We start from the raw sequence: 21,597 nt of genomic DNA on the forward strand, positions 1-21,597 counted from the left end.
ACGCAACCTTATTAAATTCTTTTCATCTTTTAATCAAAATGTCACAAGATGAAAAAAATAAAATTAGTTCTACTAGGTATGCTCATAATTTGCTTACAGAACTGCTGTCCTTTACTGGCAGATTGCGAAAACAATGATGATGATTTCCCAATAGAGCCCAGGTTTTCTCAATACGAGCCTGTTTTATTGGATCGTAACGATTTTGAAAACTCTGTTTCTCTTTCTAATCCCATAGCTATTGAAACATCTGGGAAAATATATGTCAAAGACAATTTACTTTTCATTAATGAAGTCCATAAAGGATTTCACATCTACGACAATTCTGATCCGACATTACCGACTCCAATAAAATTTTTAAAAGCTCCTGGATCTACGGATCTTGCAATTCGGAACCATATGATCTATATTAACCAAGCTACCGATTTAATCGCCATAGCCTTTAATAATAGTACGAACGAAATTACGCTTACAAAAAGAGTGATTAAGGTATTTCCTGAATTACGCTCACCTGATGGTTTTTTACCTTTTGATATACCAGACAACAATGTGGTCATTGGCTGGACACTTATAAACTAAACGAAAAGTTATGAAAAAAATAATATATACGATTCTCACTTCTTTCATACTATTTAGTTGTGACTCTGATACAAACAATGAATTCGTTACTCCTAATACAGATGGTCAAGGAGGATCTCTGGCAACTTTTACTCTAACAGGAGATTACCTGTACACCGTGGACAATACAGACCTTACGATATTCAACATTACAGATATTCAGGATCCTGTACAAGTAAATACGATACCTATTGGCTTTAATATTGAAACTTTGTTTAGTTATAAGGACTATTTATACATAGGATCCAGAAACGGAATGTTTATATACGGACTAACAAATCCTGAATTTCCAGAAAAACTTTCTCAGGTTGAGCATTTTACAGCTTGTGACCCCGTTGTCGCAAACGGCACTCATGCTTTTGTGACATTACACTCTGATACATTTTGCGGAAACAATATTAATGTATTAGAAATATACGATGTCACTACAATTACAGAACCTATCTTAATTAATTCCAGAAATCTTACTTTTCCTAGAGGTCTTGGTTTATATGGTGATTTTTTAATAGTTTGTGATGATGAGATTAAAGTGTTTGATATATCGAATCCTTCAGAATCCAGCTTAGTGACTTCAGTAAATCAAAGTGCTTTTGATGTAATTATTTCTGACGATCTATTAATTGCCGTAGGCGAAACAGGATTGTATCAATACAGACTAATACCAAACACAGATTCTGGGGTGAGTATTACAGAATTAAGCACAATTAATATATAACAACTTCTAAAAACCTCTTAAATCCTTTTGCTTTAAGCTAAAACTGCCCTATATTAGTTTAAACAAACGTAACAAATCATTATATTATGAAAACTCTAAACCTATTGGCAATTACTTTTCTATCTGTTGCCGTTATCGGATGCAAAGGTGATAAGAAAGCAGGAAAAGAATATGAAGACAAGGTAAATGAAAAAATTACCGAAGAAATTACCGAAGAAAAACAACAAGTTGATAAAACAAAAACATTAGCTATTTCTTTGACACCAAAAAGTGAAAGCGAAGTGTCTGGTAATGTAACCTTTACCGAAAATGGTGGAATGGTTACTATGGTAGCTTATTTAAATGGTTTATCAGAAGGTGAACACGCTATCCACATCCATGAAAAAGCTGATTGTTCCTCTCCTGATGGTAAATCAACTGGTGGGCATTGGAATCCTACTATGGAACCGCATGGAAAATGGGGAGCTACAGAAGGATATCACAAAGGAGATATTGGTAATTTTAACACTAACGCTGATGGAAAAGGCTCAATTACTTTTGCCACTAATGAATGGTGTATCGGATGTGGCGATGATAAAAAGGATATTGTGGGTAAAGCCATTATCGTTCATCAAGGTACTGATGATTACACCTCGCAACCTTCTGGTGCCGCTGGTAGTAGAGTTAGTTGCGGAGGAATTATTCAATAAAAACATAGTCCAACTATATTAGAAAGAGTATACTCATGTTAATGATATACTCTTTCTATTTTTTTAAAAAGAAAGCAGTACTTTAGTAGTACACTATAACCCGTTTTATATGCAACCCAAAGAATTAATTGCTCAATTACAACAAAAAAACGAAAAAGCTTTTCAACGCATCTATGAGATGTATGCCGAAAATATTTATGGTGTAATTTATAATATTTTGAGAGATGAAACTTTATCAGAAGAAGTGCAGCAAGATGTATTTATAAAAATTTGGAACAAAGCGGATTCCTATTCAGAAAAAAAAGGGCGTTTTTTTACCTGGATGTTAAATATTGCACGTAATGCCGCCATAGATAAAACAAGGTCTGTAGCATATAAAAACTCAAAACAAAACCAAACTGCTGATTATTTCGTAGATATACTAGAAGAGAAAAGTAATTTTTCCAGTAAGATTGATGCCATCGGTATAAAAAAATATATAAATGTACTAGAACCGATTTGTAAAAAGGTAATTGATTTATTGTTTTTTAAAGGGTTCACGCAAAAAGAGGCTTCAGAAGAATTAGACATTCCGTTAGGAACAATTAAAACTCGGAATAGAATTTGTATTAATAAATTAAGAGAAGTTTTAGCAGTATAATTATGGATATAAAGCAATACATAGCAACAGGAATATTAGAACTTTATGTATACGGCGCATTATCAGAGAAAGAAAATGTTGAAGTATATAAGGTACTTAAAGAACATCCAGAAATAGAAGCAGAAGTATCAGAGATAGAAAAGTCTCTAATGCAATTGTCTGCAGCCACAGCTCCTTACAACCCTGAGTCTGTTTTTAATCGTATTAAAGAAAAATTAAGCTTTACCGATGATGATGTAGATGTAATTCCAATAAATAGAAAACGTACAAATTGGCCTGCATATATCGGATGGGCTGCATCGGTAGCCTTATTACTTGGACTGTTTATACAATTCAATAAGAATAAAGAATTGCGCCAACAAGTTGTAGAATCACAAATAGAACAAAGTTTGTTAGAAGGAAAAATGAATGTAGCCGAAGAAGATTTATCTAAAGCTAAAACATTGTTAAGTGTCCTTCGTGATAAAGACATACTCCAAATTCCATTACAGGCACAGGAAGTAGACCCAACGGCATATGCAGCTGTGTATTGGGATAAAGAAAAGCAAACTGCTTATATTGATGTAGCAGGACTACCTACTCCTCCACCTGGAAAAGTATATCAGGTGTGGTCTTTAAAATTAGATCCGCTTACTCCAACTAGTTTAGGTATACTTGATAAATTTACTGAGGAAGAAACTAAAATCTTCTCTCTCACAAATACAAATGAATCCGAAGCATTTGGGATAACATTAGAACCAGAAGGAGGTAGTGCATCTCCAACGCTGGAACAATTATACACCCTAGGTGTGGTAGAATCTTAATAATGGGAGTAATGGATTGTTATACAATAAAAAAATAAGACCTATCACTCGCAAAAAGAATAATAGGTTTTATGGATCGTATGATAATCCTTCAGGTGTCAGAAATAATTCTTGCCCAAGGAATTATTTAGCAATATAATTTTCAGCTGAATTATCTTTACATATTTTCTACTAACGATTTGTTACTGATTTCTACTATTTAGTATAGCTTGTATTAGCTTATTGATCTTTTTTACCACACAAAAATCTATCATAATCATTTATTGGTTTTTAATTGGTAGAATTAATTAAAAATTAAACTATTTTCTTTTAGTCATCAAAATCTATATCTCCACCTTGGGGAAGAGTGCTTAAAAACTCATCAAAATCAGAAATCTCAGAAAAATCTCCTGATGGTATGGATATGTCAATATCGCTAAGCTTTCTAGTAGAAAAATTTGAAACATCTAAAGTGATATGGATATTAAGATCTACCCCCTTTTTCAAAATTTTCAACCCCATATTAAGCCACTTATTTTTAGATAATTTCTCTAAATCTGTCTCCTTTTTTATAGTAGAATCATTTTTACGTAATATGTTTCTGGCTAATTGATCAATAGCTTTAGTTTGTTGCCCTTTAATAATAGAATCGTTGCTGATTTCTGAGAAGGTAGTCTTTACCTCTGATTTTAAAGGAAAATTAATTTCTTCTGGAAGATTAATAAAAATCATTTCTAATAGTTCTCTTTTTACTTTTATCTCTTTAGAATCGAATACATCTTGTTTCAAAAAATCTGTATCATCGTGATACCGAGTAAAATCCGAGATAAATTCTTTAATAACGGTAGAATCTTTTACCTGATTGATTAATTTATAATTTGGTAATGATTCAAAGGTACGATCTATAGGAGATGGCACCCCTTGGGGCATCGTCTTGGTTTTTATGTGAGATTTATAAGCATCAATATTTAGTGTGTGTTTATTTTTTTTATCACTAAATTTATCTGAATAATACATAACAATACTATCCTTTTTCAGATCTATAATAATACCCGCATAATTATCTAACACAGTATATACACCTCCCCATCGTTGCTCTCTTTTTATCTTATTTTCTGAAATAAAATAAGTTGTATGTACTTTGGTTAAAGATCCATAAAAACCTCTGGATTCTGACAACTTAATTTCTCCTTCAAAATAAGGTCCACTATCTTCTTCCATTTTATACTTCTCTTCTACTTTTTTCTCTTTTTTATCATCTAAAAAATTACAAGAACTAAGTACACAAAGTAAAAACGCTGCATTATATTTGATAATCGTGGATTTCTTCATTGATTTTATTTAAATAAACTGATTAATTCTAATAGAATATTCAAAGGTAAATATAGTCATAAAAACAAATCACACGATTTTTAGTGAAATGATTATATGTAGAGATTTCGTTTTAAGTAGTACCTAATAAGGTGATTAACTTTGTATTCTGATAGTTCTACACATCCCAAATGATAAACGTATAAGAAACGTTCTATACCTCGTCTTAAAAATTAAAGAAATCAGGTTTGCAACTTTTCAAGACATATTACAAGCTCGAAATGAAAGTCATACACTGTTGTAATGTTTTTTTTGCTTTCTTATCTTAAGTCAAGGTATTTTTTGTTGTTCGTAATGATATTTGTATGTATATAAAATCAACAACATGATGAAGCGCATATTTACAAAGGTACTATTGATCATCTCTGGAGCTACAGGGATTGTAATTGGGTATTGTCTACTATTTTCTCCAGTCGCTTTTGAGGCTTCGGCAGGCATCAGTCTTGGAGATGATATTAATCTATTAAGTGAAATAAGAGCTCCTAGTGGATTACTACTAATTGGAGGAATAGTAATTATTTCGGGAGCATTTTTTTCTAAACTCAAAGTGCACTCCATTCGGTTATCTTGCTTACTATATCTATCGTATGGATTCTCTCGTTTAGTAAGTATCTTGTTTGACGGATTTCCAAGCGAGTCACTTCAAATAGCACTGTTTGTCGAGCTTTTTATTGGGTTCATAAGTCTGTTCGTTTTGCTACGATTTTACAAATAGGAGATCCAACCGGTATAATAGCAATTGAACTTATTCAGATTTTTCTTTAGTCAAAATCCTTTTTCTAATTCTGCTAAGTGATTCTGGAGTTACTCCTATATAGCTCGCAATTAAATGTAAAGGAATTCTATTAAAAAGTTCTGGACGGTTTTTTAAAATTGTTTGGTATCTGTCTTCAGGACTATAGTGACTAAGCAATTCAATATATTCCTGAGACTTAAAATAATCGTTAGGCATTAATGTCTGTATCAAATTTTCTAGTTTTGGATATTTTGTATGTAATTGCTTTTCTGCCGTTCTAGTTCCTGTAGTTAACAAGGAATTTTCTATGGCTGATAAATAATATTTTGAAGGTCTTTTTTCCAAGTAACTTGAATATAAAACTGCCGCTTCTCCTTCACAAAAAAATGCAGTTGTCTTTTCTTCTCCGTTGATTATTTGATATTGTCGAAGACATCCTTTTATTACAAAAAAGCATTTTGTACAGATTTGTCCTTCTCTCAAAATTATTGTTCCTTTTTTGAAACTCTCTAATTGAGTGTTCTCTACAATAGCATTGATTTCCTCCTGAGTAAACTTGCCGAACTGCGATATAAAATGAATTAAAGAGTCTTTCATATTTTTAGTTTGCCCTTTCAATATGTCTTCTTGATTTTTAGGAATTTTATTTAAATATACCACAATATTTAATGTACAGTAGCAGGCAAAAATGTTACCAGACTATTAAAATTTTCTAGTTGACATTATAATTTCTTACCATAAAATCTTTGTAGTGAAACAAATATAGAAAAACCCTTGGATTTTTGCTAAGTCACTATGGCATTATACTTTAGTAGATGTCTTTTATTCGGTCATTGGTTTTCATTCGATTTCTTCTTTAACAAAAAATCTAACATAAATAAGCACAAAAATAGGAACGATTACCAAACCATTTAGAAAATTTAACAATGAAATCCAATCCGTTAATTCACTTCCACCTTGAGAAATTAATACTAAATCACCCAAAGGTCCTTTTGAAAATACGGTATTATAAATAAAATTCCATCCCAAATGAAGGCCGAAAGGTAACAGTATAGAGTTGGTTTTCGAAAATGCCCATGCCCAGGCATACCCCATCAACCCAGTTCCAATAAAAACTAAAATCATAGCCAGAACGTTTCCTAAGACTCCATAAGAGAACCAATGGTATATTCCAAATGCAATTGCAGAAATCAATATACTTTTTCGTGAACCAATTTTTTGGATAAGTATATATAATAAAGCTCCTCGAAAAATTAACTCCTCTGTTAGTACAGATTTAAAATCCCACCAAAATGCCTCTAAAACAACACCACTAGCGATGCTTTTATGTAAGATCCATGAGGACGATTTTAAGTATGCTTCTAAATATTGGACTAGAAAACAAAGGGTTGTAGTAATGAGCAAACCGATTAAGAATTGTTTTAATCTTTTGGTTATTGGTAGAAATCCTAAAGCTAATATATTCTTATTTTCAATAAACCTTAATAATAACCACGAAATGGTAATTATGACTATAATTCCTATCATTTAGTGGATTGATTTTATAGGTTGCAAAACGCTTGGTTTGAGGTATATTATTTATTCAATAACTTTTATAAGTTTCATATAAAACAGTTCCACATCAAAAATCTCTAAGATTTCTTCTTTGGATAAATTTGGTCCAACAGATTCTAATCGTTCGTAAAGAAACTTTATGTTCGATTCATCCATTTCAGTGAAATTTGAATTTGTTTTTTGTTGGTTTTCGATATATTCCCCTTGAAAATTAATCAACGTTGCTAATTCACTAAGTGAAATCTTTTCTTTGAGCTTATCATTCAAATTGAGATAAATAATTTTGGAAGCTTGTATCTCCTCGTAATATGCTTCTTTAAAAATCTCATCTTTTGGTACTTTTATGGTATAGGTTTCACCACTAATTTCAATATTTTTAGTTATATAATTCATTTTTTGTTTCTTTTCCGATTTACATCCGGTCAAAAGGACAAACAATATAAAGATGAATTTGTTCATGATCATATGTACTTTCAAAAATAATTCGTGTAAACGTATCATACACGTTTACATCTACGTTTAGTTCTTGAAAAATAAGTGTTTTTTTTGAAAGCAACCAAAAAAAAGCCTGTTTGCTACCATACAAACAAGCTCTTTCCAAACAACATCAAAAAACAAACCGATTAACTCAATTACTTTTTATCTTACTTTAATTTATCAATACATATATTTTAAAATCTATACGTTATTCCTGCTTTTGCAAAGAATGGCGTTCCCGGAGTAAAATGTATTTCTTCTACAGGTTGTGTCTCGTTTTCCAATCTGGATTCTGTAGCAAATTGTGTTTCATTCCACTCCGTATCAAACAAATTTTCAATACGTATAGAAAAATCAAATTGATTCCATCGATAATTCAGTGACACATCTAATACAGTATACCCTTCTGCTACAATACTATTATCTTCTGTGGCAGCACGATCCCCTAAATACCTGTAGCGTACACCACCAGAAAAATTATGTAAATTTTCTATACTTATTCCTCCGGCAGCAGTAACTCTTGGTGCCAATGGGATATAATCTTCTCCATCTGGTTCTTCTATACTTCTAGCGTGGGTGTAGGTTAGATCAGAGTCCAGAAACAGCCAATCTTTTATTTGATACCTACCACTGAAGTCAATTCCGGTTCTTCTGGTTTTTCCACTAGGTTCTACAACTCCTTCATCTCCAACATATACGAACTCTTGTTCTAAGCCTAAATACCATAGTGTTGTATTAAGAAATATATTCGAAAAAGGTTTCCAGTTCAGCCCTACATCAACACCATATGATTGAGGTAATATTTCTTCTCCATTTTGAGCAGTAACTACTCTGGTATCGTTACCGTGAAATCCAATTCCTGATTTCACAAAAATATTTAGATTTTCTGTTGGGTCGTAAGAAATTTGGAGTTTTGGGGTGACAATTGATTTCGTTTCCGATTGAATTCTAAAGGGCGTTACTAATGCGTCCTCATAGATATATTTGAAATAATCCAACCGTAATGCAGGTATTATTTTGAATTTACCAAAATCAACTGTTAGGTCTGCAAAAGCATTGGCGTTTGTTTCATCCACATTGCCCAGACTTACATTTTCCAGGGTTTGATTTCTGTTTGCTGTTCTAGATAACTCATTGTTATCGATTGCATCATTTCGTAATCCGATGCCTGCATTAAATTCTAGTGCTACTTGATTCCAATATATTTTAGAACTAAAAACACTATTAAATCCGAATAGTTTTCTACGCTCTTTCTGTTTGATCTGATCTCCGTTTACGGGATTATTTAGAAAAAAAGTGAAATTAGAATACAATTCGAAATCATACATTGTATAAAATACTTGAGTCCTAAAGGTAGAATTATCAGTAATAAACTTGTCATAGGTTACATTAAGATTAGTACGAGATGTATTTCCTCCTTCTGTATCATCAATGGCGCCAAAACGTGAAATTAATCCTTGAGCCACTGCTCGATTAGGTATTTGTCCAGAAGCATCCCATCGACTTGAAAAATGTGAAGCTGCCACAGACACTTTATTATTGTCCGATAATTGTGTAATGTATTTACCAGCAATATTAATTCTATTAAAATTTTGAGGGGAGTCAAAAGGACCGTCACTCTCTACGTATTCCAAAGCCAATGTTGCGTTTTCTTTAGCCGAAGCGTCTAAAAGATTAAACAATCCTACAGTTCGTAAGGTATTAAAATCTCCTGCCTCTATTTTAATAAGGTTATCGGTAAAACGCTCTTCGGTTTGAAAAGCTACATATCCTGCAGTATTAAAATTTCCTTGGTCTGCAGTATAAGCTCCTTTGCCAAAACGGATCTTATCAATCGTTTCAGGAATTATGAAATGTAAATCTGCATATCCTTGTCCATGTGCGTGAGATACCATATTTACAGGCATACCATCCACAGAAATCGACACATCGGTTCCGTGATCTACATCAAAACCTCTCAGGAAAATCTGTTCTGCTTTTCCTCCTCCTGCGTGTTGACCAATAAATAAACCCGGAACTTTTTGCAACAATTCTTGCGAAGAGTTTACAGGATTTACTTTCATATCGATTTTATTAATCAGTTGTAATGGGTTTACTTCTTGTTTTAAAACCGTTTCGTCTAATTGAAATATTTTACTATTTAAAACAATAACCTTATCCTTCTCAAAATCTTCTTTTGTTACTATAGTATTTTTAATTTCGTACCCTAACAACCGAACTGTTAAAGTATCACCTACGCTACTATCGTTAAGTAAAAAAGTTCCATTTCCTAAGGTATGCGTATGGCTTTTTGCTCGATTGTTAAATACATACACTTCGGGTAGTGACGTGTTAAATCCATCGATCACTTTACCTTTTATAGTTTGATTTTGAGCGTAAGCGTGCAAGCCGAATATCAGCGAAAGTAACACAAGTATGTTTTTCATGGGTGTTCTTTTAGAGATTTGGGAATCTTATAGGTCCATTATTTTCTGTGAGGTAAGAGGACCTAATTCATAACTACTCTCTCTTAGTTCCTTCACTATAGGAGACACCTTTTTGGGTAAATTATTTGCTTTGTAAATTTGAGCAATATGAAAATTGGCTACCGGTTCAAAAGTCTTATTGATAATATATTTTTCGGCAATGTCCAAAGCTTCTTTATGGTTTCCTTTTAAATTTAAAATATAAGCTTTTAAGTCATAGGATTGCGGAGTAGGTCGGTTGGCAATTTCCTCTTCTGCTATATCCAATGCCTGGTCATACTTTTGATATTCTTCTGCTAATATCAGCGCATTATACGTATTGTACATATCACCATACCGAATATCTTCTACAGCTCTGTTATATTTTTTTAAGTTTATTAACTTCGCTACGTTATCTTTTTTAAATTCGGCAATTTCTGCTTTCAATAAAAAATAATCGGGGCTTTGATAATTTTTGGTAACCGAGTCGAGGATTCTCATTGCTTCATCAGGATTGTTTTCATACGAATATACGATCCAGGCGATTCCTTTTTTGGCATATGCATTAGAAGGATCAATTGCTAATGCTTTTAGATAATGACCATAGGACTCTTTAATATTACCTGCGTGTCCATAATAATCTGCTAGATTTGTGTAAGACCATAACATTAAACCTGCTTTCTTACTTTGCTCTGCAATATCTCTAGCTTTTTCCATATTTCTGATGGTGGCATCCAGATTTCCTTTATAATCGTTCCATTTCGCTAAGCGAATTAAAAAATTATAATCACTTTGATCTGCTATTTTTTCTAAATATTCATGTGCTTTTTCATATGCTCCCAATTCCATCGAAATATCGAAAAGAACCATAGATGCAGACTGCTTATTTACATCCAAAAGGTATGCACTTTTCGCCACTTTTTCTGCTTCTTTAAACCTGTGCTGTGAGATATAATTACGAGCCAGAGCTAATAAGTGTCCTGATTTACCAATAGCTGCTATCTTTGCTGATTGAAGAAGTGCTTTTTCTGCTTTTTTTAAATATTGAATATCACCGGTTGATTGAAACATCTGCGAATATGCTTGAGCCGCTGGTGATAATGCTGTAATCTGTATACTGTCTTCTTTAATCTTCGTATTCCAAAACTGAAGTCTCTTTGTCGCTGCGTCTGCTGTATTATTCTGCTCTTGATCTAGGTATACATTATAATCATTTGGATTCGTAATCGATTTTTCCGTTTTGTTACAAGAAAAAATGAGTAAACTAATCGTTACAATTTTTATAATATTGTAGGTTTTCATTTGTTTATCGTTTTGTTTTTGAATATTGTTAAAAACTATAATGAATTATTATATAAAAATGGATGGTAGAAATTCACTATATAAATATTTCACGTATTCGGTAAAATTTATCTGTCCGAGTCTGCCAAAGCTGACTAGGGCAAAAAGGCTACTTATTATAAGTAAAAAATGAAGGCAGACTCTCGAACAAATAAAAATTATAAATTGAGTACTATTTATTTTTACATAGCATGAGGTGCCTCTAAGTATGGAAAAGTAGCTGAAGGTGTCTCTCCAGAAGCATCAACACCATCAGTAACTAAAATTGGTAATGTACCACCGTTACCATCATCCTGACCGTTAAAACGATCTCCGTTTTGACCACCAAACAGTAGAATTAAGGAAATATCGATTACATCATCTGTCAGGTTTCTTCCAGTCAATACATTCGTACCATCATAATATGAAGTTGGGTTATTTGGTGCTACTTGTAATACATCTGAAGCCAAAATGGTCGTCAATGCAGTTGCATCTAAATTTAAAATGTTAGTTTCATATTCTGCACCAAAGGCTGCATGCAAAGCCACTGCTTGATCTAAGAAAGATTGTTGAAATGCCGCTCCTTGTTGTGACGGAATAGTAACATTAAAGTTATTTTTTACAGATCCTCCTAAAACCGTATTGATTCCAGGACGTCCCATTTGGTCTTCCTGAGCAAAAGTTCCACTAAAATCTACTGCGGTTACTACGCCTCCATCATCATCACTGCTGCAGCTGGATAAGCCAATAATTACTGTTGCTATTGCTGCTATATATTTTAAACTATTACGTTTCATATGTTCTGTTTTTTTATTCTTTTCTAAATTTTTATTCCTTTTTCTATTGCTTTCTTTTGGCTTCTACCCAAGCATTGAATACTTGTACACCTGTTCCTGCCGGGTGATTAAATGTACTTCCTAATAAGGAATTAGGTACTTCCATAGTAATCGATAACACATTAGTTCCATCAAAATCATCATTCCCAGGATTATTAAATCCATTAGGTGCCATTCCTCCAACTACTGCGTTGAATTGATTAAAATCGAAAAAGAAAGCATCTTCTCTTACACCTGCGAAATAAGAAATTCCATTGTTTGCAGATGTTGTAGCTGTAGCTCCTGTACTTATAGCTACTTGTCCTTGATACTGTGTATTTTCATCAATTGTACTGTTCAATCCTGTCTGAGAAGGAGCGTAAGGTCCAAAGAAATACATAACTCCATCTCTAGGAATTGCCTGAATAATTAAATCCTCTACTAAATCTCCATCATTATCTATGTTAATTTCTACTAATACATTTTCATCAAAAGTAGCTGCATTTCCTGCAGGTGCCAGTGAACTTTGTACATTAGCTACAAATACTGTATTATCCGGATTAGCACCCTCGAAAGCGTAAAAATCTGTAATATCTGCGGTTGTTCCCGCGACAGCAGGCGCGTCTAAATGGTCTGCTGCCATAAGGACAACTCCTAGGCCAAAAAGCCCTCCGATAATAAATAAACTTGTTTTTTTAATCTTGTTCATTTTACTTGATTTTAATGTTTACGATCATACTTACGAAAATCAGAATAGTATGGTTTTCGGTATGATGTTAAAAAAATGTTAATAAAAAATTCAAAGCGTCAATCATAAGTTACGGGGAAATTTTAGTTTTTTTATTACGATTTAATTTTTTTATCAGAAATGTTATTTCTATAGAAACGAAAAATACATTTTATAACAGATCAAATGTGATATATCATTTTTAAGATTTAACTTTGCCATAAACAGACAACCTAATGAATCCATCAGCCGCTGGTTGGATAGATAAGTTTCTAAGAGATTTTGATGTCGAAGTTATTTCTCGATTTTCCTTGGATATGCTCTATCCAAAACTGAGAGAAATTGGTTTTATATATGGAACGTCAATTGATATTGCACTAAAACAACAATCAGAAATTATTTATTCCGAGGAAGAGAAAACCAAAATTAACCTTTTTACAGCACTGGTGGTTACTTATTACGAAACCATAGATAATGGAGATCCAAAGGATTGTATAAAAGCACTAATTGAATTTTACGAATATCTGGATACAAAAAGATCTTTCTTTTCTTTTATTCAGGTATTGACAACTAGTACGAGTGAAAAGTTAGAAAAGATCTTACATACGCGTATCCAAACCAATGAATCTATTTTTAAGAAGAATTTTAGTCATTTATTAACCAATGCATTATTATTTATAGACGTATTAGCCTTTGAACATTTTCTAATCCACGATAAAAATCCTATTGCGTATGCTACGGCACTAGAAGAGAGCTTAACCAATATTGTTTTTCTTGCTTTGAACTCTAAAATTGAAAAAGATAATCATGATGAATTACTTGTCAAACTGTTTGCTTCTTCTGTCCGCTATACGAAAATTAACACAGATGAAGATGCCAGTTTTGATCAGATTGATCTAGAACAGTATACTGATGAGTTAGAAAAAAGGTATATTCTTGATCTCACCAGTCTGGCCTTATGGAATGATAAAGAAATAGATATGGGAGAACAGGGTTTTATTCGTGCATTAGGCGCAGAACTCAACGTATCCAATCCACGGGTGATGGAATCTCTGTATTCTGTACAATCATTTGTAAAAGAACATAAAGAAGAAATTTCATTTTTTAATTATTCAAATCCAGCGCATCACTTTTATAAGCAAACTTCGAGAACTGTTAGTGTATTAATTCTTAGGAACAGGAAGCGACTTATTAAGGAAATCTCTGAAAGCAAAGATTTAATGATTTTGTTGGGACAGTCTGCGGTCAGAGACTTATCTAAAGAAGAAAAGCAAAAAGTAAAGCAACAATTACTGGATGTTTGTAAAACTATACCTTCTCTGGCTATATTTATTTTGCCAGGAGGAAGTTTATTAATGCCTTTATTAATAAAGTTCATTCCGCAATTATTGCCATCTGCTTTTAATGATAATAAATAGAAAATACCCAATCTGGTAACTAATGAACAGGGATTACTGCATGCTTTCCATTATATTTCCAGTTTTTGCAGCTCTTTATAATTTCTTTTAAGTCGTCTTGTTAAGATACCATATACCAATCTGTATATTAGTGCTAACAGCGCAATGAAAACTAGTGTTACCATAATAATACTTAGTAAAATAGCCCATATAGGAACCTCTTTATCATCTGCACTATTCACAAATCCGTCAGTAAAAAACAACATATAAAGCGTAGTAGAAATTACTAATATGGCTACAACACTTAGGTTAACCCATACAAAGTATTTTACGGTTTTTCTTGTTTTTAGAATATTTTGCATTAACACTTTTGCAGAATCTGTAGTTTTAATTTTTTTGTAGTTCTGGTAAAAGCGAATAATAAAATATATAAAGACTCCATAGGATATAATGTAAGACACTATAGAGAAATTTTGCATCCCTAAAGCTTCAAACTCGTTATAGTTGCCAGTCAATCTAATTATAACGTCTATTGATGTCCATAAGATAAACTCCAATATACTTATGATAAAAATCCATTTTACTATCGACGATGATTTCTTTAGGATCATCTTATAGATTTCGTTATAAGATAACTTAGGAAGCCCTTCTTCTTGGTTCTTCCAGTCTTTTTTTAATAATTCTAATCCATCCATGATTATGGGTTTAATATTTTTTTCAATTTTGTTTTCACTCGATTCATCTTCACTCTTGCATTTACTTCAGAGATTCCCATCGTCTCTGCAATTTCTTTATATGATTTGTCTTCCAGATATAAGAAAACTAACGCCTTCTCTATATCATTCAATTGTTTTACTGCTGCGTACATTAACTTAAGCTGTTGCTCTACCTCATCGTCATACTCTTCTGCTTTAATTTTAAAATCTATCGTATCAAAATCAGTAGTTTTAATACTTCTTTTAGATTTACGATATAGCGTAATCGCCGTATTTAAAGATACTCGATACATCCACGTACTAAATTTAGAATCTCCTCTAAACTTAGGATACGCTTTCCATAACTGTATTGTTATCTCCTGAAACAAATCATTATGTGACTCTGCATCATTGGTATATATCCTACAGACTTTGTGCACAATATTTTGATTCTGCTCAAGATTTGTTACAAAACTATGTTCTAATTCTTTATCCACTTCGGTCAGTTACACTTATATGTAGACAATAAAACAAATCTGTTACACATTAAAAATTAAATTTTCTATCAGTTTTAAACTTCTTTTAAGAAACATAAGCTTTAGCCCTTGATAACCAGAAGTTTCCATTTGATTCGATACCAAAAAATAATTATCTCTAATAAAAACATATATATATCGTCTAAAATGGTAGTATCATTTTTATCTTTGTAAAACAACATTTTATTTATGAACATTCCTTATACTAATTTGCCAAGATTAGTGATCATCGGTGGTGGTTTTGCGGGAGTTGCACTAGCCAGAAAAATGGCAAAAGAAAATGTGCAACTTGTATTATTAGACAGACATAACTATCACACATTTCAACCTTTATTATATCAAGTTTCTACCGCTTCATTAGAACCGGATTCTATTGCCTATCCACTTCGAAAAATTATAAAACGAGGTAAAAATGCATACTTTAGAATGACAGAAGTGACATCTATTGATCCATCGAACAAAGAGGTGCACACGCCCATTGGCAACATTACTTATGACTATCTGGTAATTGCAACAGGAGCACGGACTAATTTCTTCGGAAATGAAACTATAGAAAAAAATGCTATGCGGATGAAAAATCTACCACAAGCATTGAATTTGCGAAGTTTGTTATTAGAAAACCTGGAAGAGGCTGTTATTACAACAGAACCAGAAAAAAGAAAAGAGTTGTTGCGTTTTGTTCTAGCAGGTGCCGGTCCAACCGGAGTAGAATTAGCCGGAGGAATTGCAGAATTAAAACTTAATGTACTGCCACGTGACTATCCAGATATGGATTTTAGCGAGATGGAAATTCATTTAATAGAAGGTGCTGACAGGGTTTTGCCACCAATGAGTAAAAATGCATCAGAAAAAGCTTCAGAATTCTTGGAGAAAATGGGGGTTCATATTCATATAAACACTCAGGTAACAAATTATGAAGCCAATCTTGTCTCGACCAATACAAATTTGACGTTAAAAACTGCTACTTTTATTTGGTCGGCAGGAGTTACTGGTGCTCCCATAGCGGGACTACAAGCTGATGCCTTAATACCAAGAGCTAATCGGTATAAAGTAAATACCCTTAACCAAATCGAAGGATACGATCATATTTATGCATTAGGAGATATTGCATTGATGAAAACGGAAGAGTATCCAAAAGGACATCCAATGGTAGCGCAACCAGCCATACAACAGGGAAATCATCTGGTAAAAAACCTGAAACGACACCTTCAGGGTAAACCAATGATTCCATTTAAATACTTTGATAAAGGATCTATGGCCACAATTGGTCGTAATAAAGCTGTCGTAGACATCAGAAAATTTAGATTTGGAGGTTTTTTTGCCTGGTTTATATGGATGTTTATCCATCTGTGGTTTTTAGTGGGATTTAGAAATCGTTTGGTAACTTTTTTTAACTGGACGTACAACTATATTAACTATGACAAAGCTGCCAGACTTATTGTTCGGTCTTTTAAAAATAAAGAAGAAAACACGGTAGAACGTGTGTAATACTCGTAAGAAAACTAATACTGATTAAATAATTTTGATGGTAAATCATTAAGCTCTTGTCGAGTTATTTTTTCTCCTTCTGTCGGTGGGTTAATATCCATTGATTGAGCGGAAAGCAAATTAATCTTATGAAAGCTTACTGTTTTTTTACCCTCTTTAAGTTCTAGTATGAGTCCTGGTAATCCATGATAACCCTTCGGACCTGCACTAGTGTTAAATTCTTTTGTATACCAAGCAACCACTTTTTTATCTGAGTTTTGCAATATCGCTTTATGGCATACATAGTTATCAATTTGTTTAGTTTCCTCTCTTAATGACCATTGTAAGTTTTCTAATGCTTCTTCTATCAAAAATCCTCTACCCTTCTTATCAAATTCATGAACCTTTATTGAGCTAACCTTTGTTTTCTGTGATTGGTCTATGTAAATAATCTCAGAATCATTATAATTAATACGCTCTCTTTTAAATTCGAGCCCCCTTTTATTAGTTCGCGTTTCTGAAATAGTATCGTTACCTACTTTTTCTTGAGGGTAATATAGCGATTCTTTATCGCCAATTTTTAACACCGTTATAAAATCATATTCAGGAATATCTAAAGGTTTGGGAGGATTATTTCGAACGTGAGACGATATTTTATTAGCTTGTTCTTGTATCTTTTTCCTGTAATAATCTAGTGAATCCCTGTCCTTATCTGCTTTTATTGATGCTTTAATTTTGGCAATTTCTGCCATAAAAATATTGAGTTCTGCCATATCTGGCTGTGCATGTCTGGTTGATACCTGAGCAGGCTTTCTTTTTTCTTTGTAAAACACAGTCATCTGTTGCGATTTGGCAACAGAAAAATATAGCATAATTAAAGGCAGTAGTAGCGGTTTCATTTTTTGACTTCTAATTAAGAGCTATAAAACTAAGAAATTAGTTGAATCATTCAACTAATTTCTTAGTTTATTTTTTAGATCTACTTCTTTAATCACAATCCATCCTGTTTTTTCTACAGTTCGGTAGTATTCAATTTTATCCTCTGATTGTTTGTCTCAATTTTGAGCCATCAATCAAAAACAACCAAATGAAACCAATACTAACCACGCTTCTATTAATTACTATCTCATTCTTAAACGCACAAACAACAGTTTCAGGAATTGTTACCGAACCATCGGGTGTTCCGATTCCAGGTGCTAATATTTATCTGGAAGGAACTTATGATGGCGCTTCTTCTGCTGATGATGGAACTTTTAGCTTTTCTACATCTGAAACTGGTGACCAAACACTAGTTATTTCTTTTCTTTCTTTTGAAACCTATTCATTACACACTGCGGTAACAGCAATGAAAGATGTAAGAATAGCTTTAAAAGAGGATGTCAATTCATTGGGTAGTGTGATTCTCAATGCAGGTACATTCTCTGCAGGTGATAATAGCAAAGCCTCCGTATTGACTCCGTTAGATATCGTAACCACTGCAGGTGCTGCTGGTGATTATATTGGAGCTTTTCAAACACTACCTGGCACTTCTACTGTAGCAGAAGACGGCAGGCTATTTGTACGAGGAGGTGATGCCAATGAAGCCAATGTATATATTGATGGACTGCGTGTTTTTCAACCTTTTGCAGCCACTGCAAATAATATTCCAACACGTGGTCGCTTCTCCCCTTTCTTGTTTAAAGGAACTAATTTTTCTACCGGTGGATACTCGGCAGAGTATGGAGATGCACTATCCAGTGTTTTACTGTTAAATACCATTGATGAACCTGAACAAGAAAAAACCGACCTTTCCTTTATCAGTGTGGGTGCAGGTGTAGGAAATACACAAAAATGGAAAAATAATTCGCTGAGTATTAATGCATTCTATTTAAACTTAAAACCTTATCAGGAAATTATCTCTCAACGTGTTGATTGGATCAAACCGTTTGAGTCTTTATCCGGAGAAGCTGTATACAGGCATCAATTTAGTAAAGGATTATTTAAATTATACGGAGGATTAAATTATACTGATTTTCAATTGATACAAGAAGATATCAATATGCCCGAAGGTATTAATTTTGGTCTTAAAAACAGGAATCTATATCTCAACGCATCCTACAAAGGTGATATAGGGAATGATTGGACATTAGCTACTGGAGCAAGTTTTGCCAATGATCACAATGACATAAAAATTGAAAGAACTAACGTTGCTAATGATGATAATGCAGCACATCTAAAGGTAAAACTAAGAAAGAGATTCAGTAATCGTTTTAAGCTGAGTTTTGGTGCAGAACAATTTCTTGGTAATTTTAAAGAAGAAGCAAATGCTCAATCCTTTGGGAATTTTCAGAGTAGTTTTAAAAATAACAGTACTGCTGCTTTTTCTGAAGTTAATGTATTCTTCAATAAAAAATTAGCAATGCAGGTTGGATTACGAGGTACTCACAATGCTTTACTTGATGTTACTAAGATATCTCCAAGGGCTTCTTTAGCCTATAAAATAGCCGATAAATCTCAAATTTCGTTAGCGTATGGAGATTTTTACCAAACACCTCAGCAAGATGTCCTTAAACATAATAATTCATTAGATCCAGAAAAATCATCACATTATATTCTTAACTATTTATACCAAAATGATGGAAGAACCTTACGAGCAGAGGGATATTATAAAAGCTATAACAGTTTAGTCAAATTTGACACCGATTTACCAGAATTTGACAGTTTTTACAACAACAATGGAGATGGATACGCAGCTGGATTGGATCTTTATTGGAGAGATAATAAATCCATTAAGAATTTCGAATATTGGGCGAGTTACTCATATTTGGATACAAAGAGAAATTATAGAAATTATCCAGAACGTGCTACTCCAAATTTTGCCGCAAAACATAATCTATCAGTAGTTGGAAAATACTGGGCTAAAGATTGGAAATCATTGATCAGTGCTACCTATAATTTTGCATCCGGTCGTCCATATACGAATCCTAATACAATTACCTTTTTAGGTGAAAAGACCAAAAATTTCAATTCTTTGAATGTAAGTTGGGCATATTTGATCAGTCCACAAAAAATACTCTTTGTATCCGTATCTAATGTTCTTGATTCTGATAATATCTTTAATTATCAATACACTAACACGCCTACTGTTAATGGTGATTTTGCCAGACGTGCTATCAGACCAACTGCAGACCAATTCTTTATTGTGGGGTTCTTCTGGACGATTAGTGAAAATAAAACCGATAATCAATTGGATAATTTGTAACTCAACTCATCCTTCATAACCTACAATTCACTATTAAAACGTTTCAACAGTATACAAGTAATCATATAATTATAAAAATATTACTAATTAAAACAAATCACCATCTTTTATAGACATCGCAAATTTTATATTATTTTAAAAAACAACAACTTATGAAAACAAGACAGTACATTTCATTCGTCACATTGACTCTTTTTTCTGTTTTCGGAATGCATGCTCAAAACCAAGTCAGTACTATAGAAATTCATATTACAGATATACAATCGGCAGAGGGAACTATTAGGGTTGCTCTCTATGATAGTGAACATAATTTCTATGAAAAGATATTCAGATCAGTTGCTATAAAAGCCAAAAAAGGGATATTACAAACTACATTAGAAGATATTCCGCCCGGAGAATATGCCATCTCCTTATATCACGATGAAAATGATAATAAGAAGCTGGATACCAACTTTTTTAAGATACCAAAAGAGCCTTATGGAACAAGCAACAATACTAAAGGAAAATTTGGCCCACCAAGTTGGAAAGATGCTAAATTTTTAGTTTCAGAAAATGTAGTAATACAATCTATAAAGCTTTAACACAATTCATCCTACATAAACTACAATTCGGTAAGATATACTTCCAAAATGCACAGTATTAAAGGATCTTTACACTGTAAAACAAAAATAATTGTCACACTGAGCCTGTCGAAGTGCTGTCACACTGATAACAACTAATCATAACTTTAAAAACCATAACAAATGAAAACAATAATTATCATTCTTAGCATGTTTACCCTCACTGCAATACACGCGCAAACAACTTACGAGAAAGGAATGAGCAATGCTTTTGAGCTTTGGGGAAACCAAAAAAATGACGAAGCTGCCAATTTATTTGAACGTATTGGAAAAGCCGAAAAAGACAACTGGTTGCCCTATTACTATGCCGCACAAATACATATTGTAAAAACTTTTAGCAGTAAAGATGCAGAGGAGATTGAATCCCGGCTGACAAAAGCACAGAATTACCTGAACGAAGCCAAAACCTTTTCTAAAGACAATGCAGAAATCCTGATTATGGAAGCGATGTTAAATACTGCATATGTAGTTTATGACGGTGCTAAGTATGGAATGACGCATTCTACTAAAGTGGAAGAACTATATCAAAAAGCTAAAATACTCGAACCCGAAAACCCAAGAGCTACATTATATCACGCAGAATGGCAAATGGGAGCTGCAAAATTCTGGGGTAAAGACCCAAAAGCCTTTTGTCCTGAAATAGAAAAAGCTATCTTGTACTTTGAAAAAGAACCTGCTAACATACCATTCTACCCTCATTGGGGAAAAGATCAAATAGCAAGAATACAACAAAATTGTAAGTCATAAATAACAAGA

The 21,597-nt window shown here is 33.0% G+C and carries 22 protein-coding genes; 11 read left to right on the top strand and 11 right to left on the bottom strand.

Going from position 1 to position 21,597, the window contains the following annotated elements; all coding sequences use genetic code 11:
• Nucleotides 1-48 precede the first annotated feature (48 nt).
• The 5 genes from ACWGOQ_RS10835 to ACWGOQ_RS10855 all read left to right on the top strand — a co-directional run bounded on the left by ACWGOQ_RS10835 (nucleotide 49) and on the right by ACWGOQ_RS10855 (nucleotide 3,462).
• Nucleotides 49-576, top strand: coding sequence for a hypothetical protein (locus tag ACWGOQ_RS10835; RefSeq protein WP_452058183.1), 528 nt, complete (start codon nucleotides 49-51; stop codon nucleotides 574-576).
• A gap of 10 nt (nucleotides 577-586) precedes the next feature.
• On the top strand, nucleotides 587-1,330 hold the full coding sequence (locus ACWGOQ_RS10840; protein WP_452058182.1) for an LVIVD repeat-containing protein: 744 nt from the start codon (nucleotides 587-589) through the stop codon (nucleotides 1,328-1,330).
• Between the two features lie 86 nt (nucleotides 1,331-1,416).
• Nucleotides 1,417-2,019, top strand: a complete 603-nt coding sequence (locus tag ACWGOQ_RS10845; protein ID WP_452058181.1) for a superoxide dismutase family protein — start codon at nucleotides 1,417-1,419, stop codon at nucleotides 2,017-2,019.
• Nucleotides 2,020-2,128: 109 nt separating this feature from the next.
• On the top strand, nucleotides 2,129-2,659 hold the full coding sequence (locus tag ACWGOQ_RS10850) for an RNA polymerase sigma factor (RefSeq protein ID WP_452058180.1): 531 nt from the start codon (nucleotides 2,129-2,131) through the stop codon (nucleotides 2,657-2,659).
• Between the two features lie 2 nt (nucleotides 2,660-2,661).
• The gene (locus tag ACWGOQ_RS10855) at nucleotides 2,662-3,462 is read left to right on the top strand and encodes an anti-sigma factor (protein ID WP_452058179.1); all 801 of its coding nucleotides are present in this window, start codon (nucleotides 2,662-2,664) and stop codon (nucleotides 3,460-3,462) included.
• Nucleotides 3,463-3,771: 309 nt separating this feature from the next.
• Here ACWGOQ_RS10855 and ACWGOQ_RS10860 read toward each other — a convergent pair whose 3' ends face one another.
• Nucleotides 3,772-4,773, bottom strand: a complete 1,002-nt coding sequence (locus ACWGOQ_RS10860; RefSeq protein WP_452058178.1) for a hypothetical protein — start codon at nucleotides 4,771-4,773, stop codon at nucleotides 3,772-3,774.
• 364 nt (nucleotides 4,774-5,137) lie between these two features.
• Here ACWGOQ_RS10860 and ACWGOQ_RS10865 point away from each other — a divergent pair, with 364 nt between their 5' ends.
• Nucleotides 5,138-5,527, top strand: coding sequence for a DUF4345 domain-containing protein (locus tag ACWGOQ_RS10865; protein WP_452058177.1), 390 nt, complete (start codon nucleotides 5,138-5,140; stop codon nucleotides 5,525-5,527).
• A 30-nt stretch (nucleotides 5,528-5,557) separates the two neighbouring features.
• Here the strand turns inward: ACWGOQ_RS10865 and ACWGOQ_RS10870 are convergent, their stop codons facing one another.
• The 7 genes from ACWGOQ_RS10870 to ACWGOQ_RS10900 all read right to left on the bottom strand — a co-directional run bounded on the left by ACWGOQ_RS10870 (nucleotide 5,558) and on the right by ACWGOQ_RS10900 (nucleotide 12,858).
• Complete coding sequence (locus tag ACWGOQ_RS10870; RefSeq protein ID WP_452058176.1) at nucleotides 5,558-6,145, bottom strand: Crp/Fnr family transcriptional regulator; 588 nt, start codon at nucleotides 6,143-6,145, stop codon at nucleotides 5,558-5,560.
• Nucleotides 6,146-6,388: 243 nt separating this feature from the next.
• Nucleotides 6,389-7,075 (bottom strand): CPBP family intramembrane glutamic endopeptidase, encoded by a 687-nt coding sequence (locus ACWGOQ_RS10875; RefSeq protein WP_452058175.1) that lies wholly within the window; start codon nucleotides 7,073-7,075, stop codon nucleotides 6,389-6,391.
• Nucleotides 7,076-7,126: 51 nt separating this feature from the next.
• Nucleotides 7,127-7,495 (bottom strand): hypothetical protein, encoded by a 369-nt coding sequence (locus tag ACWGOQ_RS10880; RefSeq protein WP_452058174.1) that lies wholly within the window; start codon nucleotides 7,493-7,495, stop codon nucleotides 7,127-7,129.
• Nucleotides 7,496-7,773: 278 nt separating this feature from the next.
• Nucleotides 7,774-10,005 carry a TonB-dependent receptor gene (locus ACWGOQ_RS10885; protein WP_452058173.1) on the bottom strand — a complete coding sequence of 744 codons (2,232 nt, stop codon included), beginning with the start codon at nucleotides 10,003-10,005 and terminating at the stop codon, nucleotides 7,774-7,776.
• 27 nt (nucleotides 10,006-10,032) lie between these two features.
• Nucleotides 10,033-11,325 carry a tetratricopeptide repeat protein gene (locus ACWGOQ_RS10890; protein ID WP_452058172.1) on the bottom strand — a complete coding sequence of 431 codons (1,293 nt, stop codon included), beginning with the start codon at nucleotides 11,323-11,325 and terminating at the stop codon, nucleotides 10,033-10,035.
• 221 nt (nucleotides 11,326-11,546) lie between these two features.
• The gene (locus ACWGOQ_RS10895; protein ID WP_452058171.1) at nucleotides 11,547-12,140 is read right to left on the bottom strand and encodes a DUF4331 family protein; all 594 of its coding nucleotides are present in this window, start codon (nucleotides 12,138-12,140) and stop codon (nucleotides 11,547-11,549) included.
• 43 nt (nucleotides 12,141-12,183) lie between these two features.
• The gene (locus tag ACWGOQ_RS10900; RefSeq protein ID WP_452058384.1) at nucleotides 12,184-12,858 is read right to left on the bottom strand and encodes a DUF4331 family protein; all 675 of its coding nucleotides are present in this window, start codon (nucleotides 12,856-12,858) and stop codon (nucleotides 12,184-12,186) included.
• 263 nt (nucleotides 12,859-13,121) lie between these two features.
• On the opposite strand from ACWGOQ_RS10900, the gene ACWGOQ_RS10905 reads away from it, so the two are divergent.
• Complete coding sequence (locus ACWGOQ_RS10905) at nucleotides 13,122-14,303, top strand: LETM1-related biofilm-associated protein (RefSeq protein ID WP_452058170.1); 1,182 nt, start codon at nucleotides 13,122-13,124, stop codon at nucleotides 14,301-14,303.
• 50 nt (nucleotides 14,304-14,353) lie between these two features.
• Here the strand turns inward: ACWGOQ_RS10905 and ACWGOQ_RS10910 are convergent, their stop codons facing one another.
• Together ACWGOQ_RS10910 and ACWGOQ_RS10915 are read right to left on the bottom strand one after the other, a co-directional pair.
• The gene (locus tag ACWGOQ_RS10910; RefSeq protein WP_452058169.1) at nucleotides 14,354-14,977 is read right to left on the bottom strand and encodes a DUF8845 family protein; all 624 of its coding nucleotides are present in this window, start codon (nucleotides 14,975-14,977) and stop codon (nucleotides 14,354-14,356) included.
• A 2-nt stretch (nucleotides 14,978-14,979) separates the two neighbouring features.
• Nucleotides 14,980-15,474, bottom strand: a complete 495-nt coding sequence (locus ACWGOQ_RS10915) for an RNA polymerase sigma factor (RefSeq protein ID WP_452058168.1) — start codon at nucleotides 15,472-15,474, stop codon at nucleotides 14,980-14,982.
• A 228-nt stretch (nucleotides 15,475-15,702) separates the two neighbouring features.
• Here ACWGOQ_RS10915 and ACWGOQ_RS10920 point away from each other — a divergent pair, with 228 nt between their 5' ends.
• Complete coding sequence (locus ACWGOQ_RS10920; protein ID WP_452058167.1) at nucleotides 15,703-17,001, top strand: NAD(P)/FAD-dependent oxidoreductase; 1,299 nt, start codon at nucleotides 15,703-15,705, stop codon at nucleotides 16,999-17,001.
• Nucleotides 17,002-17,015: 14 nt separating this feature from the next.
• Here the strand turns inward: ACWGOQ_RS10920 and ACWGOQ_RS10925 are convergent, their stop codons facing one another.
• Nucleotides 17,016-17,879, bottom strand: coding sequence for a GLPGLI family protein (locus ACWGOQ_RS10925; RefSeq protein ID WP_452058166.1), 864 nt, complete (start codon nucleotides 17,877-17,879; stop codon nucleotides 17,016-17,018).
• A gap of 188 nt (nucleotides 17,880-18,067) precedes the next feature.
• Here ACWGOQ_RS10925 and ACWGOQ_RS10930 point away from each other — a divergent pair, with 188 nt between their 5' ends.
• From ACWGOQ_RS10930 to ACWGOQ_RS10940, 3 genes are all read left to right on the top strand, one after another.
• Nucleotides 18,068-20,221: a TonB-dependent receptor gene (locus ACWGOQ_RS10930; protein ID WP_452058165.1), complete on the top strand. Its 2,154-nt coding sequence runs from the start codon at nucleotides 18,068-18,070 to the stop codon at nucleotides 20,219-20,221.
• A 152-nt stretch (nucleotides 20,222-20,373) separates the two neighbouring features.
• Complete coding sequence (locus ACWGOQ_RS10935; RefSeq protein WP_452058164.1) at nucleotides 20,374-20,802, top strand: DUF2141 domain-containing protein; 429 nt, start codon at nucleotides 20,374-20,376, stop codon at nucleotides 20,800-20,802.
• A 162-nt stretch (nucleotides 20,803-20,964) separates the two neighbouring features.
• Nucleotides 20,965-21,588: a hypothetical protein gene (locus ACWGOQ_RS10940; RefSeq protein ID WP_452058163.1), complete on the top strand. Its 624-nt coding sequence runs from the start codon at nucleotides 20,965-20,967 to the stop codon at nucleotides 21,586-21,588.
• Nucleotides 21,589-21,597: the final 9 nt, after the last annotated feature.

It is taken from the genome of Aquimarina ulvae, assembly GCF_053613295.3.

Excerpts from the sequence above, each read along its gene's own strand:
- ACWGOQ_RS10835 (WP_452058183.1), top strand. The coding sequence starts at position 49 with ATGAAAAAAATAAAATTAGTTCTACTAGGTATGCTCATAATTTGCTTA.
- ACWGOQ_RS10935 (WP_452058164.1), top strand. The coding sequence starts at position 20,374 with ATGAAAACAAGACAGTACATTTCATTCGTCACATTGACTCTTTTTTCT.
- ACWGOQ_RS10925 (WP_452058166.1), bottom strand. The coding sequence starts at position 17,879 with ATGAAACCGCTACTACTGCCTTTAATTATGCTATATTTTTCTGTTGCC.
- ACWGOQ_RS10860 (WP_452058178.1), bottom strand. The coding sequence starts at position 4,773 with ATGAAGAAATCCACGATTATCAAATATAATGCAGCGTTTTTACTTTGT.
- ACWGOQ_RS10920 (WP_452058167.1), top strand. The coding sequence starts at position 15,703 with ATGAACATTCCTTATACTAATTTGCCAAGATTAGTGATCATCGGTGGT.
- ACWGOQ_RS10905 (WP_452058170.1), top strand. The coding sequence starts at position 13,122 with ATGAATCCATCAGCCGCTGGTTGGATAGATAAGTTTCTAAGAGATTTT.
- ACWGOQ_RS10910 (WP_452058169.1), bottom strand. The coding sequence starts at position 14,977 with ATGGATGGATTAGAATTATTAAAAAAAGACTGGAAGAACCAAGAAGAA.
- ACWGOQ_RS10885 (WP_452058173.1), bottom strand. The coding sequence starts at position 10,005 with ATGAAAAACATACTTGTGTTACTTTCGCTGATATTCGGCTTGCACGCT.
- ACWGOQ_RS10895 (WP_452058171.1), bottom strand. The coding sequence starts at position 12,140 with ATGAAACGTAATAGTTTAAAATATATAGCAGCAATAGCAACAGTAATT.
- ACWGOQ_RS10840 (WP_452058182.1), top strand. The coding sequence starts at position 587 with ATGAAAAAAATAATATATACGATTCTCACTTCTTTCATACTATTTAGT.
- ACWGOQ_RS10845 (WP_452058181.1), top strand. The coding sequence starts at position 1,417 with ATGAAAACTCTAAACCTATTGGCAATTACTTTTCTATCTGTTGCCGTT.
- ACWGOQ_RS10880 (WP_452058174.1), bottom strand. The coding sequence starts at position 7,495 with ATGAATTATATAACTAAAAATATTGAAATTAGTGGTGAAACCTATACC.
- ACWGOQ_RS10890 (WP_452058172.1), bottom strand. The coding sequence starts at position 11,325 with ATGAAAACCTACAATATTATAAAAATTGTAACGATTAGTTTACTCATT.
- ACWGOQ_RS10870 (WP_452058176.1), bottom strand. The coding sequence starts at position 6,145 with ATGAAAGACTCTTTAATTCATTTTATATCGCAGTTCGGCAAGTTTACT.
- ACWGOQ_RS10855 (WP_452058179.1), top strand. The coding sequence starts at position 2,662 with ATGGATATAAAGCAATACATAGCAACAGGAATATTAGAACTTTATGTA.
- ACWGOQ_RS10865 (WP_452058177.1), top strand. The coding sequence starts at position 5,138 with ATGATGAAGCGCATATTTACAAAGGTACTATTGATCATCTCTGGAGCT.
- ACWGOQ_RS10930 (WP_452058165.1), top strand. The coding sequence starts at position 18,068 with ATGAAACCAATACTAACCACGCTTCTATTAATTACTATCTCATTCTTA.
- ACWGOQ_RS10940 (WP_452058163.1), top strand. The coding sequence starts at position 20,965 with ATGAAAACAATAATTATCATTCTTAGCATGTTTACCCTCACTGCAATA.
- ACWGOQ_RS10850 (WP_452058180.1), top strand. The coding sequence starts at position 2,129 with ATGCAACCCAAAGAATTAATTGCTCAATTACAACAAAAAAACGAAAAA.
- ACWGOQ_RS10875 (WP_452058175.1), bottom strand. The coding sequence starts at position 7,075 with ATGATAGGAATTATAGTCATAATTACCATTTCGTGGTTATTATTAAGG.